The organism is Amycolatopsis sp. NPDC004625, from assembly GCF_040609695.1.
In the GTDB taxonomy this organism is placed as follows: domain Bacteria; phylum Actinomycetota; class Actinomycetes; order Mycobacteriales; family Pseudonocardiaceae; genus Amycolatopsis.
Map to the genome: position 1 here is coordinate 211,225 of NZ_JBEXKX010000001.1, position 14,586 is coordinate 225,810.

Genomic DNA, 14,586 nt, shown 5'->3' on the forward strand with positions numbered 1-14,586 from the left:
CCCGCGACCGCCAACCGGTCAGGAGCGGCTCGGCGACGGGGCCGGCAGGGCGCTCGGGTGGTAGTCCGCCGCCAGCAGCACCGGGCCTTCTTCGGCCGTTGGCGGGCGGAACGACAACACCCAGAACGAGCCCTTCTTGCTCGGGACCACTCCGCCCCGGGCGGCCGCGATCTCCACGCCGTCGCGGTCGGCCAGGGTGCTCACCAGGTCCGGGATCACGCCGCCCTGGCTGCACACCACCGGGGTGCCGCCGTCGCCCGCCAAGGCCAGCAGTCGGGCCACGCCCAGGACCGGGTCCGGCCAGTAGCCTTCTTCCGACAACAGCGGCTCGTGGCGCACGTCGGCGCGCAGGTCGTCCGCCACTCCGTGGACCGTCTGCACGCACCGCAGGCGCGGTGCCGACAGCACCCGGTCCGGTCCGAACAACGTCAGCACCCGGCGCAGGGCCGCCGCCTGGCGTTGTCCTGCTTCCGACAACGGGCGGAGGTCGTCGTCGCCTCGCCACTCGTCGCGCTTGCCCGCCTTCGCGTGGCGGACCAGCAGCACCGACGTCAGGCCCACCGGCAGCTCGCAGAACGACCGAAGCACCCGGACGTCCTCGGGCCGCGTCAGCGCTTTCTCGGCCGTCGCCGGGTCGAGCCAGCGCAGCTCGTCGACCTCGTCGTTCGGCTCGAAATCGCCGGAGACCGCTTCCGCCGCGAAGTAGTCCACGGTCTTCGGGACCGTCCCGGAACCGTTCTTCGACGGCACCGGGTACGCCGTCCGGGTCAGGTAACGGCCCAGGACCGCTGCGAAGCCGGTCTCCTCCCGCACTTCCCGGACCGCCGCCTCCGCGGTCGTCTCGCCCGGGTCGAGTTTTCCCTTCGGCAACGACCAGTCGTCGTACCGCGGGCGGTGCACCAGGGCGACTTCCGTCTCCCCTCCGGCGACGCGCCACAGCACCGCGCCGGCCGCCCGTACCTCCTGGGTCATCCGGCGGCCCCGTGCAGCTTCGCCAGCTCCAGCTGGTGGTCGCGCACGCGCGAGCCGTCGGCCGGGAACGGTGACCACTCGCCGCTCGCCGTCAGCACCCAGCAGCGGGTCGCCGGGTCCAGCGCCGACTCGAAGATGTTGTCGAGCTGGGCGGTCAGTTTCGGGTCCTTGACGCGGACCAGCGCCTCGATCCGGCGGTCCAGGTTGCGGTGCATCATGTCCGCGCTGCCGATCCAGTGCGTGCCGCCGGCGCGGAAGTTGAAGATCCGCGAGTGCTCCAGGAAGCGGCCGAGGATCGAGCGGACGTGGATGTTTTCCGACAACCCTTCGACGCCGGGCTTGAGCGTGCAGATGCCGCGCACCACGATCTCGACCGGCACCCCGGCCTGCGACGCGTGGTAGAGCGCGTCGATGACCTGCTCGTCGACCAGCGAGTTGCACTTGATCCGGATCCCGGCGTCCTGCCCGGCCCGCGCCAGCTCGATCTCCTCGCCGATCGCGCGCACGATGCCGCGGCGGATGCCGTGCGGCGACGTCAGGATCGTCCGGTAGGTGTCCTGCCGCGAGTAGCCGGTCAGCACGTTGAACAGATCGGTGACGTCCGCGCCGATGCTCGGGTCGGCGGTGAACAGGCCGATGTCCTCGTACAGCCGCGCTGTCTTCGGGTTGTAGTTGCCGGTGCCGATGTGGCAGTAGCGGCGGATGGTCGAGCCCTCCTGGCGCACGATCATCGACACCTTGCAGTGTGTCTTCAAACCGACCAGGCCGTAGACGACGTGCACGCCCGCGCGTTCCAGCGTCCGCGCCCAGGTGATGTTGGCCTGCTCGTCGAACCGCGCCTTGATCTCGACCAGCGCGACGACCTGCTTGCCCGCCTCGGCGGCGTCGATCAGCGCGTCGACGATCGGGGAGTCACCGGACGTCCGGTACAGCGTCTGCTTGATCGCGAGGACCTTCGAGTCGGCCGCCGCCTGCTCGATGAAGCGCTGCACGCTCGTCGAGAACGAGTCGTACGGGTGGTGCACCAGGACGTCGCCCTCGCGCAGCGTCGCGAACACGCTCTTCGGCGTCTCGCGCTCGCCGAACGCCGGGTGCGTCGCCGGGACGAACGGCCGGTCCTTCAGCTCCTTGCGGTCCACAGCGGACAGCTGGTGCAGGCAGGTCAGGTCGAGCAGGCCGGGCACCTCGACGACGTCGGCCGGGTCGACGTCCAGCTCGCGCAGCAGCAGCTCGAGCATGTGCTCGCTCATGTCCTGCGCGACCTCGAGGCGCACCGGCGGGCCGAAGCGGCGCTGCGCCAGCTCGCGCTCGAGGGCCTGCAGGAGGTCCTCGTCACGGTCTTCGTCGACCTCGAAGTCGGCGTTGCGGGTGACGCGGAAGACGTGGTGCTCGGTGACGTCCATGCCGGTGAACAGCTCACCCAGGTGGGCGGCGATGAGCTCTTCGAGGGGGAGGAACGTCGCCGTCCGGCTGGTGCGCTCGGTCTCGACGCGCATCAGGCGCGGCACGTTGCTCGGAACTTTCACGCGGGCGAAGCGCTCGGTGCCGCCCTCCGGGTCGCGGACCGTCACCGCGAGGTTGAGCGAAAGGCCCGAAATGTAGGGGAACGGGTGCGCCGGGTCGACGGCCAGCGGCGTCAGGACCGGGAAGATCTGCTCGGAGAAGTAGCTGGACAGCCGGAGCTGGTCGGCGCCGGCCAGGTCGGCCCAGCCGACCAGGTGGATGTCCTCCTCGGCCAGCTGCGGGCGCAGGTGCTTCTCGAACGCGCCGGTCTGCCGCTCGACCAGGTCCTGGTTGCGCTTGGCGATGTAGCCGAGCTGCTCACGCGGGGTGAGGCCGTCCGCGCTGCGGACCAGCAGGCCCGTCTCGTCACGGCGCTTCAGCCCGGCGACGCGCACCATGTAGAACTCGTCCAGATTGGACGCGAAGATGGCGAGGAACTTGGCCCGCTCCAGCAGTGGCTGCGACTCGTCCTCGGCCAGCGCGAGCACGCGGGCGTTGAAGTCCTGCCACGACAGCTCGCGGTTGAAGTACCGGTCGTCCGGCAGCGTCTCGACGGCGGCGGGCGCGGTGGTGACCGCGGGCGGCGCCGACGGGACGGACCGGAACTCCTCGGCGTTGCGGGCGTTGCCCTGCGTGGTGCTGCGGCGCCGGGTCGTCGCCGGGGTGGCCGCCGCGGCGGTGGTCTTGCGGGTGCGCGCCTTGCCGGCGGTGGCACGGGCGGCGGTGTCGCGCGCCGTGGACTTCGACGGGACCTTCTTGGCCGCGGCCGGTTTGGCCGCGTTCGTCCGGGCGGTCGTCTTCTTCGCGGTCTCCGAAGATTCGTTCGCCGGGTTCCGTCGCCTCCGCGGTGCGGGCGTGCCGCCGTCGTCTGTGCTCACGGCCCCCATTCTTCACTACGCGGCGCCGGATTGCGCAGGCCGCGGTGAAGGTCAGATGAACAGCTCGGCAGTGTGTTTCCCGACACCGAGGGCGCGCACGTGGGCGAGATCATCGGGCGTGTCGACGTCGCTGCGCAGGGACGGGAGGGCCTGGCGCAGGGAGATCGCTCCGGAAGCGGCGTGCTGGCGCGCCGAGCCGGGCCCGAACCGGGGGTCGAGCGGCTCGCCGGGCGCGGCCAGCAGGAGGGTGGTGCCGGTGCCCTGGCGATCGGCGACGAAGGCACGGTTCCCGGCGGCCTCGGTGAGGGCGGCGGTCAGGTCGCCGGCGGTGAGGGCGGGAAGATCGGCCTGGAGCGCGCCGACGACAGCGCCCGGATCGTCGGCTTTCAGCAGGGCTTCGCCGTGACGGAAGGCGGCGTTGAGGGAGCGTTCGGCGGGTTCGGCGACGATTTCGATCCCGAGCTCGGCAAGCTCACCGACGGCCGCGGGATCGGCGGCGACGAGCAGAACCCGCCGAACGCGCCCGGCCGAAACGACGGCGGCGAGCGTGTCGGCGGCGAGGGCGAGCACGAGGCCGGGATGCCGCTGTGCGGCGACGGCGCCACGCAGCCGCGACTTGCCGTCGCGGGGGTGTTTCATCGGCACGACCAGATCCACGTCCACGTGTCCATCTTTACCCGAAAGCGGGGGCGGGGGTGGCTGGGTGGGGTGGGTTGTCCACAGGTGGTGGGTGTTGTGGACAGGGTGGGGATGGGGGTGGTTGGGCGGCGGGTTTTGTCGGCTGGGGTCGATACGGTCGGTTTCGGGGTGGGCCCGAGTGGTGGTGGCCCCCTTGGGTGGGTGGGCTGTGGGTGGGTGGGCTGTGGGTGGGTGGGCTGTGGGTGGGTGGGCTGTAACCAGGCCGGTGCGGCCGCACCCAGGCCGGGCAGTCGGACCCAACCGGCCTCCGACACCCCGAAACCGCTCCCGAGCTGCTCGAACCCACCCTCCCTGGACTGCCCGGAGCCCGGCGCGGCAGGATCAACGCCGGACGTCACACGTGGAGGAGGAGATCGTGGCCCGGCGTGAAAAGGGTGGCTTCTGGGTGGGGTTCGCCGCCGTACTGTTCTACCCGCTCACCCGCATTGCGCGGCGGGTCTACCTCGGGGCCGAAAAGATTCCGCGGCAGGGGCCCGCTCTGCTCGTCATGAACCACATCTCGCACCTCGATCCTGCCGTCGACGCCGTCTTCGTGCACCGGCAGAAACGGGTTCCGCGGTTCCTCTTCAAGGAGAGCCTGACGCGCGCGCCGATCCTCGGGCCGATCGTCTCCGGGTCCGGGCAGATTCCCGTCTCGCGGGGGTCCGCCGCCGCCGGGGACAGTCTCAAGGCTGCTCACCAGGCCCTCGAAGAAGGCAAGATCGTCGTCATCTACCCCGAGGGCACCATCACCAAGGACCCCGACGGCTGGCCGAAGGAGTCCTTCACCGGCGCCGCGCGGCTCGCGCTGCAGAACGACGTCCCCGTCATCCCCGTCGCGCGCTGGGGGACCAGTCAGATCTTCAACGGCTACACGAAGAAGTTCACGCCCTTCCCGCGCAAGACCATCACCCACTCCGTCGGCGATCCGCTCGACCTCTCCGCCTACCGCGGTGGCAACACGCGCAGCGCCTCGAAGCTGCGCGAGGTCACCAAGGTCATGATGGACGACGTCACCCGGCTGCTCGCCGAGATCCGGCACGAAGAGCCACCGGCCGGGAAGGATCCGGCCTGATGCGCGCCGACGTGCAGCGGGTCACCGTGCTCGGGGCCGGTTCGTGGGGCACCGCCTTCGCCAAGGTGCTCGGCGACGCCGGGCGGGACGTCACGATGTGGGCGCGCCGCGAGGAGGTCGCCGAAGACATCCGTGACCGGCACACGAACCACGCCTACCTGCCCGGCGTGCCCCTGCCCGCGACCGTCACCGCCACCAGCAACCCCGCGGAAGCCACGAAAGGCGCCGAAGCCGTCGTCCTCGCCGTGCCCAGCCAGAGCCTGCGCGCCAACCTGACGTCGTGGCGCGAGCTGCTGCCCGCCGACGCGATCCTCGTCAGCCTGGCCAAGGGCGTCGAGCTCGGCACGCTCAAGCGGATGAGCGAGGTGATCGGCGAGATCGTCGGCATGGACCCGAACGAGGTCGTCGTCGTCACCGGGCCGAACCTGGCCAAGGAGATCGCCGCCGGGCAGCCGTCGGCCTCCGTGCTGGCCTGTGCTGACCACGAACGGGCCGTCGCGATCCAGCGGGCCTGCGCCAACTCCTACTTCCGCCCGTACACCAACACCGACGTCGTCGGCTGCGAGCTCGGCGGTGCCTGCAAGAACGTCATCGCGCTCAGCACCGGGATGGCCGCCGGCCTCGGCCTCGGCACGAACACGATGGCGACGCTCATCACCCGCGGGCTGGCCGAAATGGCCCGGCTCGGCGCGAAGCTCGGCGCCGACCCGCTGACGTTCGCCGGGCTCGCCGGCGTCGGCGACCTGGTCGCGACCTGCTCGTCGCCGCTTTCGCGCAACCGCACCTTCGGGGAGCGCCTCGGCCGGGGCGAGACCCTCGAACAGGCGCAGGCGGCCGCCGGCGGCCAGGTCGCCGAGGGCGTCATGTCGTGCTCGTCGATCCGGGCCCTCGCCCTGAGCCTCGGCGTCGACATGCCGATCACCGACGCCATGCACCGCGTCTGCCACGAGGGCGTCGACCCCCGCCGGGCCGGTGCCGAGCTGCTCGGACGGTCGCAGAAACACGAATGGTCCTGATCCGTGGGACGGCTTGACCGGGAAGGACACGGCTGCGACTCTGGTCGCATGTTCGCGCAAGCCGTGTCCGAGTCGTGGGGCCCGATGGGCCTCCGCTCGAGCGTGCGCGCGTGTCGCTGTTGTCGGTGAACCCAGCCCCGGCCCAGCTCGACACCCTTATCTTCCCGTGAGGACCCTCATGTTCGCCGTTCCGGACAACACCCTGCTGCGTCCCGAAAACCCCGCCCTGCGCCACCCGGTGCGCGTCGCGCTCGAGGTCGCCGCCGACCGCGACCGCTGGCGCCACCTGCTGCGCTACGACCCCGAAGAGCGCTTCGCGACGCTGGTGTCGAAGGACGAACAAGAAGAGGTGTGGCTGATGGGCTGGCTGCCCGGCCAGCGCACCGACCTACACGACCACGCCTTCGCCAGCGGCGCGTTCACCGTGGTCAGCGGCCACCTGACGGAGGCCGTGGCGCGCCGCGCGCCGGACGGGCGCGCGGTCACCGAACTGCACGCCCTCGCGGCCGGGCAGTCGCGGGTGTTCGGGCCGGGATACGTGCACGAGGTCCGCAACGACGGCCCGGACCCCGCGGTCTCGGTCCACGTCTACCGCGACGCCGGCCGCGCGATGCGCCCGTACCACCTCGACCCGGTCGAAGGGCCGATCCGCGACTAGCCGCTCAGTCCAGGTCGCCGCGGGCGCGGAACTCGCGCTCGATCCGGTCGCGGTCCGCGCCGGAGGCCAGCAGCGCGTGCAGCAGGATCCGGGACTTGCGCGCGTCCAGCCAGCCCGCCATCGTCGCGCCCATCGCGATCAGGCTCGACTCCGAGCCGTGGAAGCCGTACGTCGAACGCAGCGTTGGACCGGCGCCCGTCCGCGAAGCGACCACCACCGGCATCGACGCCACCAACCGCGAGATCACGTCGGCCGTGCCGGACGAAACGTGCCCCACGCCCGTCGCGGCGACCACGACCCCGCGCACGTCCGGCTGCGCGGCCACGGAAGAAAGGACCGCGCCCGAGTCGTCCAGGCCCGCTTCGACCACCGGGACCAGGCCGCCGAAGGCCGCGCCGGTGAGCGCGGGCAGGCGCGGCGGGGACGGGTGGAACCAGTGCACCGCGTTTTCGGCGACCATGCCCAGCGGCCCGGCGGGCGCCGACGAAAACGCGTCCAGCCGGCTCGAATGCGCCTTCCGCACCCAGCGTGCCGCGTGGACGTCGTCGTTGAGCGTCACCAGCGCGCCCCGGCCGCGGCTGCGCGGGTCGGCCGCCACGGTGAGGGCGTTGCGCAGGTTGGCCGGGCCGTCCGGGCTGGCCAGGCCGGCGTTGCGCATCGCCCCGGTGACCACCACCGGTATCTCCGACGGCCAGCACAACTCGAGGTAGTACGCCGTCTCTTCGAGGGTGTCCGTGCCCTGGACGACGACGAACCCGTCGGCGTCCTGACGCAGCCCCCAGTCGCGGCAGCGCAGGAGCGTCGCGAAGTCCAGCGACGCGCTGCCGATCCCGGCCAGCGTCTCGGCCAGGACGTCCATCGGCAGGTCGCCGAGGCCGCCGAGCAGGTCGGCCGCGCCGAGCCGCGGGACGGCGCCGCCGTCCGCGCCGGCCGGGGCCATCGAGATGGTGCCGCCGAGGGAGGCGAGGGCGATCAGGGGCATGCAGCCACCCTATTCAGCCGCCCTTGACCGCCTGGAGCGTGTAGCTCGCCGCGAGCCGGGACGGCGTGTCCTTCAGCCGCCATTCGCCGCTGTCCTCGTCGAGCACCATCTGACCGGGCAGCGCGTCCCACGGCACGCTGTCGTGTTCGGTGAACGCGGTCAGCGTCAGGCCGTTCTCCAGCAGCGCCATGATGATTTCGCCCAGCGCGTGGTTCCACGAGTGGGTGACGCCGTGCTCGATCGGCCGGTCGACGGCGACGTAGGTGCCCGGGTCGTCGAAGACCAGCGGCTCGGCGTGCTCGAAGTACGGGTACCGCGGCACGGCCGGATCCGCCGTTTCGTCGAGCGTCCCCAGCATGGGATGCCCTTCCCGGATGAACAGCCGGCCGCCCGGCCGCAGCAGGCCGGCGACCACCGCCGCCCAGCGCGCCACCGAAGGCAGCCAGCACAGCGCGCCGATCCCGGTGTAGACCAGGTCGAACCGCCCGCCGCCGAGCACCTCGACGGCGTCGTACACGTTCCCTTCGTGGAAGCCGATCGACGCGCCCGCCGCCGCGGCGAGGCGCCGGGCCTCCGCCAGCGCCGCGCCCGAGAAGTCCAGGCCCGTCACGGACGCGCCCAGCCGCGACAGCGACACCGTGTCCGTGCCGATGTGGCACTGCAGGTGCACCGCGCGCAGCCCGGTGAGGTCGCCCAGGCGCGGCCGGTCGAACCGGACGACATCGCTCAGGTGCGCCGGGTCCGCGGCGAAGGCGGCGAAGCCGTAGTCCGGCGAGGCCGCGTGCAGCACCGCGCGTTCGTCCCAGTTGGCCTTGTTGACCGCGAAGTTGACCGCGAAGCCGACCGCGAACGAGCCGGTCACGACGTCGCCGCGCGCTCGGCCGCGCTGCGCAGCACGCAGAACTCGTTGCCCTCCGGGTCGGCGAGCACGGCCCAGCCGGTGCCGTCGGGGTTGCGCAGGTCGTTCACCAGCGTCGCGCCCAGGCCGAGGATCCGCTCGACCTCGTCGTCGCGCGCGGTGTCCGGCTGCAGGCACACGTGGAGGCGGTTCTTCACCGTCTTCGGCTCCGGGACCCTGAGGAACAGCAGGTCGATCCCGCCTTCGAGCGCGATGCCCACCTCGTCGTCGCCGCGGGAAGCGGTCTCCGGGATCGGCTTCCCGGTGACCTCGCTCCAGAACTGACACAGCTGGTAGGGATCGGCGCAGTCGACGGACACGTGCAGGACGGACGATGGCATGGCGCTCCTCGAAGACGGCTACCGGCCCGAGTCTGGCTCAGCCGCCCCGAGGAGGGCGAACCGATTTAGGACGCCAGCGCCAGCCCGGCCGTCCGGTGCACGCGGCGGCTGTCGTCGACGATCAGGATTTCGCAGTCCGGCCGGTCCGCCGCCCAGGTGATGCCCTCGGCGCCCATCGCGAACGCCGCGGTGGCGAGCGCGTCCGCGGTGACCAGGTCCCCGGCCACGACGGTGACGCTCATCAGCCCCGTCGCCGGGGTGCCGGACCGGCCGTCGAGGATGTGCGAGCCGCGTTCGTAGGCCGCCGACGTCGCGATCGCGCCGTTGCGCGACTCCAGCACCGCGCACACCGCCAGCGGCTGCTCGGGGTGGCGCACGCCGACCCGCCACGGCCGCCCCGGCTCGGGTTCGCCCGCCGTGACGACGTCGCCGCCGGCGTTGAGGCAGAACGTCGTCGCGCCCTCGGCCTTCAGCAGGTCCGCCGCGCGCTGCACCGCCCAGCCCTTCACCACCGCGCACGGGTCGAGGCCGCGCCCGGGCAGCCGCGCGCGGAACGCGCCGCCGGAGAGCTGCTCGTAGTACGCGCAGAGCTCCAGCACCTCCAGGAGGTCGTCGCTCAGCTGGGCGGCCGTCAGCTCGCCGCGGTCGTACCGGCTGACCTCGCTGTCCTCCTTGAACGGGCTGAACCGCGCGTCGACGTCCCGGAACCACGCGAAGACGTCGTCGACGACCTCGGCGAAGTCGCCCTCGTCCCGCAGGTCGAGGGAGATCGGCAGGCCCATCACCTGTTCGACGCGGTTCGTCATCGGTTGCCTCTCGCGTCGATCGCGGCCTGCAGGGACGTCTTGTACGACTCGCTCGTTTCGGTGGCGCCGGTGACCGTGTCGATGTCGGCGCTCTGCGCCTTGATCGCTTCCTCCTGCAGGCGCGGGAGCGCGGTGAGCGACCGGCCGCTGTCCGGGGCCTGCAGCAGGGTGATCACGGCGAGCCGGGCGCCGGTGAACGTCACCTGGACCTGCACGGTGCCGTACCGGCTCGACTCGGCGCTGCCCTGCGTGGTCACCGTCTCGTTCTTCGTGTCCCGAGTGGACGGTGTGTCCGAAGTGGCCGGAGTGGACGGAGGGGGCGAAGCCGGCGAGGCGGACGACGACGACGGCGGCGGAGCGGCCGTTGTGGACGGTGCGGTGACGCTCGGCGGCGGTGCCTGCGCGACGGCGGCGGTGTTCTGCACCGGCCCCGGCTCGAACCGCCAGACGGCGATGAACCCGGCCACGGACAGCGCGACGACGAAAATGGTCTTCTTCAACGGAATCGTCCCCCTAGGCCGCGAGGCTGAAGCGTTCGGCGTGGACCTGGGCGTTCGGCACGCGCAGCTCGCGCAGGCTGCGCAGCACGGCCGAGGTCATCCCCGGCGGGCCGCAGACGAACACGTCCCGCTCGTGCACGTCCGGCACCATCATGTGCAGGTTCGCCGGCCCGAGCATCACCCCGCGCGGCCCGACCGCCTGGTCCGGTCCGGTGAGGACGCTCACCACCGCGCCGCGGGCCTTCGCCAGCTCGTTCAGCTCCGGCAGCAGCACCGCGTCGGCCTGGGTGCGCACCCGGTACAGCACGACGACGTGGCCGTCGATGTCCTCCAGCAGCGCGCGGATCGGCGTGATCCCGACGCCACCCGCCACGAGCAGCGCGTTGGGCTGCTTCTGGTGGATCGTCGTGAAGGCGCCGTACGGTCCCTCGGCGAACACGCGCGTCCCGACCCGGAGGCTGCGCAGCCCGGCGCTCGAACCACCGAGGGCCTTCGCGGTCAGCCGCAGCGTGCGGCCGTCGGGCGCGGCCGACAGCGAGAAGGGATTGGCCTGCCACCAGCGGTCCTTCGTCAGGAACCGCCAGAGGAAGAACTGCCCCGCCCGGGCCGGCATCTTGTCCAGGTGCTTGCCGGTCATGTACACCGAAACGACGTCCGGGGCCTCGGAAACCACCGCCGTGACGCGCAGCTGGTGGCGCAGGTTCCGCCACAGCGGCAGCAGGACGCGCCCGGCGAGGACGGCGGCACCGGCCCCGAGCCAGAGCGTCCACCAGTACGCCTTCGCCCATTCCGAGCCGGCGAACGACGTGCCGAGCGCGAGTTGGTGGGTGAACGCCAGCAGCACCGCGGCGTAGGTGTAGAGGTGGATGAAGTGCCACGTCTCGTACGCGAGCCGTTTGCGCGCGAACTTCGCCGAAGCCGCGCCCACGATGAGGATCACCGCGAAGGCGACCAGCGCGCGCAGGATGCCTTCGAGTTGGTTGGCCATGTCGACCAGCTCGTCCACCACCCCGTGGCGTTCGACCTCCGCGTAGCCGAACGCGATGAACACCAGGTGCGCCAGCAGCGTCCACAGGATCGTGAAACCGGTCCAGCGGTGCCAGGTGGTGAGCCGGTCCATCCCGATCCGGCGGTCCAGCCAGGGGAGCCGGGCCACCAGCAGCAGCTGGAACGCCATCGCCAGCGCGCCGTACAGCCCGGCGAGCCGGCCGATCGTGATCAGCGAGTTCGGCGACAGCCCGGCCTGCGCGAACAGCACCGTGACGGCGGCCACGTTGGCACCGAGGAAGAGGAAGAGGCCGGATTTCGCGGCGATCCGGGGGCGGATCGCCGGGCGCGCGGCCTCGGCGGTCTGCGTCATGGTGGTCACACGGATTCCCCTTCGGTTCGGTTCACGAAGGCCAGCCTCGCCGCCTGTCCTGTGGCGAGTCTGGGTGCCGGCTGTCGGAATCCTGTCGGCCGCCGGCTCCGCTCGCCCGGCGCGCCCGCCGCGGGAGAAGATGCAGGGGTGCAGACCCCCGACCCCGTGCGCCTGCTCGTCGTCGACGACGAGCCGCACATCGCCGACCTCGTCGCCACCGTCGCCCGGTACGAGGGCTGGCAGGCGGTCACGGCCGGCACCGGGCAGGCCGCGCTGAGCCGGGCCGCGGAGTTCGGGCCGGACATCGTCGTGCTCGACCTGATGCTGCCCGACCTCGACGGCTTCACCGTGCTCGACCGTCTGCGCGAGGGCGGCAACGCGGTGCCCGTGGTCTTCCTCACGGCGAAGGACGCGACGGCCGACCGGATCGCCGGGCTCACCCGCGGGGGTGACGACTACCTCGTGAAACCGTTTTCGGTCGAGGAGCTGATGGCGCGGCTGCGGGCGGTGCTGCGGCGCAGCGCCGGTGTTGCGCACCAGCCCGAGGCGCGCGGGGCCGTGCTGCGCGTCGGCGACCTGACCCTGGACGAGGACACCCGCGAGGTCCGCCGCGGCGACGTCCCGGCCGAGCTGACCCCGACCGAGTACGAGCTGCTGCGCTACCTCATGCGCCGCTCGCCCGCGGTGCTGACCAAGGCGCAGATCCTCGACCACGTCTGGGAGTACGACTTCGGCGGCCGGTCCAATGTGGTCGAACTGGTGATTTCGCACCTGCGGCGCAAGGTCGACGCGGGCGGCGGCGAGCCGCTGATCCACACCGTCCGCGGCGTCGGGTACGTCGTGCGGCAGGCGCACCGGTGAGGCGCTGGTACGGGGCCTGGCAGCGGTCGCGGCTGGGCACCCGGATCACCGTCGGGCTCGGCGCGCTCGCGCTGGTCGTGTTCGCCGCCGTCGGCGTCACGACGGTCGGGATCATGCACGGCTACCTCGACCGGCGGCTCGACGAGCAGCTGTCCAAGAGCCAGAACGGGCAGCTGCCGCTGCTGCGCGAGACGCACGGCTCGCCGCAGTCGGTGTACTCGTGGTACTCGGCGCTCTACAAGGTCCAGGGCGGCGTCGCCGTCCCGGAACCGGGCGGGAAGCTGCCGGGAGACGCCGGACAGCTGGCGAACATCGCGGCGGAGGCGGTGAACGGCGACGTCACGCGGAACATCTCCCTGCCCGGCGACGGCCCGTACCGGGTCCGTGCGTGCCCGGTCGACACCGATTCGGTGCTGCTGTCCGCCGCGCCGCAGAAGGACCTCGACGGCACGGTCCAGCAGCTGATCTGGGTCGAGGTCGCCGCGTTCGCGCTCGCGCTGGGCGTGCTGGTGGTCGTCGGACGGCTGGTGCTGCGCCGCGGCCTGCGCCCGCTGGCCGACATGGCCGGCACCGCGCACGACATCGCCTCCCACGACCTCACCGCGAACCCGGCCCTGCCGGCGCGCGCGGCGGGCACCGGCGGCGGCGCCGAAGTCGACGAGCTGCGGACCGCGTTCAACGTGATGCTGGCCCACATCGACACGTCGCTGGCCGCGAAGACCGAGGCCAACGAGCGGCTGCGCCGGTTCGTCGCGGACGCCTCGCACGAGCTGCGGACGCCGCTGACGTCGATCCGCGGGTACGCCGACCTCTTCCGCTACGCGGCGGCCAACGAGCCGGCGGAGCGCGAGGCGCACCTGGCGAAGATCCGCGAGGAGACCGCGCGGATGACCGTCCTCGTCGACGACCTCCTGCTGCTGGCCCGGCTCGACGCGCGGGCCGCCGAGACGCCGCTGCGGCCCGAGCGCGTCGACCTGGCCGAGCTGGCCGGGGACGCGGCCGACGCGTTCGCCGCCGGCCGGCCGGACCACCCGCTGACGTCGTCTTTTTCGGCCGCTGCGGTGGACGCCGACCCGGTGCGGCTGCGGCAGGTGCTGGACAACCTGCTGGCCAACGCGGCCGTGCACACCCCGCCCGGGACGTCGGTGCACATCTCGGTGGCGGCTTCGGGCGGTCACGCCGTGGTGCAGGTGACCGACACCGGGCCCGGGATCGCCGCGGGGGACCAGGAGCGGATCTTCGACCGGTTCTTCCGCGTCGACGACTCCCGGACCCGCGGCAACGGCGGCACCGGGCTCGGGCTGTCGGTGGTCCAGTCCCTGGTCACGGCGCACGGCGGCACGGTGTCGGTGGCTTCGGTGCCGGGCCGGACGACGTTCAGCGTGCGGTTGCCGCTCGCGCGGTGACGTGCTCCGGGGTGGTCCAGCCGGGGGAGAGGTCTTCGGACGGCTCGGGGGCGCCGAAGGTCGTGCGGACCGGCAGTACCCCGGCCCAGGCGGTGTCGGCTTCGACGTCTTCGGGCTCGTCGTCCGGGCCCTCGGCGCGCATCTTCACCGACGCCTCGGCCAGGTCGAGCGCGAGCACGGACACCGCGGCGAACTCCTTGGCGTTGACCTCGCGCGCGTGCGCCCACGAGCCGGGCGCGAGGTGGTCGGTGAGGACTTCGAGGCCGCGCATCTTCGCCTCGGCGTCGAGGACCGGCTTCGCCTGGCCGAGGATGACGGCGCTGCGGTAGTTCATCGAGTGGTTGTTGACCGAGCGCGAGTAGACGATGCCGTCGAGGAGCGTCACCGTCACGCAGACGTCGAGGCCGTGCGCGGCGGTGCGGAGGCTGGCCGCGCCGGTCGAGCCGTGCAGGTAGAGCGTGTCGCCGTCGCGGCCGTAGCCGGTGGGGAGGACCAGCGGGACGCCGTCGCGGACGATCCCGAGGTGGCAGATGAGCCCCTCGTCGAGGACGGCGTGCAGCGCGGAGCGGTCGGTCACGGCGCGGTGCTTCTTGCGGCCGAGCGTGGTGCGGGGCGTGGTCGACAACATGCGACCAGCGTCTCCCGCGTCAGT

The 14,586-nt window shown here is 72.3% G+C and carries 15 protein-coding genes; 5 read left to right on the forward strand and 10 right to left on the reverse strand.

What is annotated here, in order from left to right; genetic code table 11:
- Positions 1-18 precede the first annotated feature (18 nt).
- From ABZW17_RS00970 to cofC, 3 genes are read right to left on the reverse strand one after another with little or no spacing between them, the layout of a single operon-like run.
- Complete coding sequence (locus ABZW17_RS00970; protein ID WP_354808286.1) at positions 19-972, reverse strand: NUDIX hydrolase; 954 nt, start codon at positions 970-972, stop codon at positions 19-21.
- Positions 969-3,362 carry an RNA degradosome polyphosphate kinase gene (locus tag ABZW17_RS00975; protein WP_354808288.1) on the reverse strand — a complete coding sequence of 798 codons (2,394 nt, stop codon included), beginning with the start codon at positions 3,360-3,362 and terminating at the stop codon, positions 969-971. The genes ABZW17_RS00970 and ABZW17_RS00975 overlap by 4 nt, the downstream gene beginning before the upstream one ends.
- Positions 3,363-3,404: 42 nt before the next feature.
- On the reverse strand, positions 3,405-4,016 hold the full coding sequence (gene cofC / locus ABZW17_RS00980; protein WP_354808290.1) for a 2-phospho-L-lactate guanylyltransferase: 612 nt from the start codon (positions 4,014-4,016) through the stop codon (positions 3,405-3,407).
- 376 nt (positions 4,017-4,392) lie between these two features.
- On the opposite strand from cofC, the gene ABZW17_RS00985 reads away from it, so the two are divergent.
- The 3 genes from ABZW17_RS00985 (at position 4,393) to ABZW17_RS00995 (ending at position 6,780) form a co-directional block, all read left to right on the forward strand.
- Positions 4,393-5,106, forward strand: coding sequence for a lysophospholipid acyltransferase family protein (locus tag ABZW17_RS00985; RefSeq protein ID WP_354808292.1), 714 nt, complete (start codon positions 4,393-4,395; stop codon positions 5,104-5,106).
- Positions 5,106-6,122: an NAD(P)H-dependent glycerol-3-phosphate dehydrogenase gene (locus ABZW17_RS00990; protein WP_354808294.1), complete on the forward strand. Its 1,017-nt coding sequence runs from the start codon at positions 5,106-5,108 to the stop codon at positions 6,120-6,122. Before ABZW17_RS00985 ends, ABZW17_RS00990 begins: the two co-directional genes overlap by 1 nt.
- A gap of 178 nt (positions 6,123-6,300) precedes the next feature.
- Positions 6,301-6,780: a cysteine dioxygenase family protein gene (locus ABZW17_RS00995; protein WP_354808607.1), complete on the forward strand. Its 480-nt coding sequence runs from the start codon at positions 6,301-6,303 to the stop codon at positions 6,778-6,780.
- A 4-nt stretch (positions 6,781-6,784) separates the two neighbouring features.
- On the opposite strand, the gene ABZW17_RS01000 is transcribed toward ABZW17_RS00995, so the two are convergent.
- The 6 genes from ABZW17_RS01000 to ABZW17_RS01025 all read right to left on the reverse strand — a co-directional run bounded on the left by ABZW17_RS01000 (position 6,785) and on the right by ABZW17_RS01025 (position 11,667).
- On the reverse strand, positions 6,785-7,762 hold the full coding sequence (locus ABZW17_RS01000) for an asparaginase (RefSeq protein WP_354808296.1): 978 nt from the start codon (positions 7,760-7,762) through the stop codon (positions 6,785-6,787).
- A gap of 13 nt (positions 7,763-7,775) precedes the next feature.
- A complete protein-coding gene (locus tag ABZW17_RS01005) occupies positions 7,776-8,624 on the reverse strand; it encodes a class I SAM-dependent methyltransferase (protein ID WP_354808298.1) in 849 nt (282 codons plus the stop codon).
- A complete protein-coding gene (locus tag ABZW17_RS01010; RefSeq protein WP_354808300.1) occupies positions 8,621-9,001 on the reverse strand; it encodes a VOC family protein in 381 nt (126 codons plus the stop codon). Before ABZW17_RS01010 ends, ABZW17_RS01005 begins: the two co-directional genes overlap by 4 nt.
- 65 nt (positions 9,002-9,066) lie before the next feature.
- A complete protein-coding gene (locus ABZW17_RS01015) occupies positions 9,067-9,807 on the reverse strand; it encodes an FAD:protein FMN transferase (protein ID WP_354808302.1) in 741 nt (246 codons plus the stop codon).
- A complete protein-coding gene (locus ABZW17_RS01020; protein WP_354808304.1) occupies positions 9,804-10,307 on the reverse strand; it encodes an FMN-binding protein in 504 nt (167 codons plus the stop codon). Before ABZW17_RS01020 ends, ABZW17_RS01015 begins: the two co-directional genes overlap by 4 nt.
- A 13-nt stretch (positions 10,308-10,320) precedes the next feature.
- Positions 10,321-11,667, reverse strand: a complete 1,347-nt coding sequence (locus ABZW17_RS01025; RefSeq protein ID WP_354808609.1) for a ferredoxin reductase family protein — start codon at positions 11,665-11,667, stop codon at positions 10,321-10,323.
- Positions 11,668-11,814: 147 nt separating this feature from the next.
- Between ABZW17_RS01025 and ABZW17_RS01030 the strand changes: the two genes are divergently transcribed.
- Both ABZW17_RS01030 and ABZW17_RS01035 read left to right on the forward strand, forming a co-directional pair.
- Positions 11,815-12,528 carry a response regulator transcription factor gene (locus ABZW17_RS01030; RefSeq protein WP_354808306.1) on the forward strand — a complete coding sequence of 238 codons (714 nt, stop codon included), beginning with the start codon at positions 11,815-11,817 and terminating at the stop codon, positions 12,526-12,528.
- Positions 12,525-13,934, forward strand: coding sequence for a HAMP domain-containing sensor histidine kinase (locus ABZW17_RS01035; RefSeq protein WP_354808308.1), 1,410 nt, complete (start codon positions 12,525-12,527; stop codon positions 13,932-13,934). The genes ABZW17_RS01030 and ABZW17_RS01035 overlap by 4 nt, the downstream gene beginning before the upstream one ends.
- On the opposite strand, the gene ABZW17_RS01040 is transcribed toward ABZW17_RS01035, so the two are convergent.
- On the reverse strand, positions 13,906-14,562 hold the full coding sequence (locus ABZW17_RS01040) for a pyridoxamine 5'-phosphate oxidase family protein (RefSeq protein ID WP_354808310.1): 657 nt from the start codon (positions 14,560-14,562) through the stop codon (positions 13,906-13,908). The genes ABZW17_RS01035 and ABZW17_RS01040 overlap by 29 nt on opposite strands.
- Positions 14,563-14,586 lie beyond the last annotated feature (24 nt).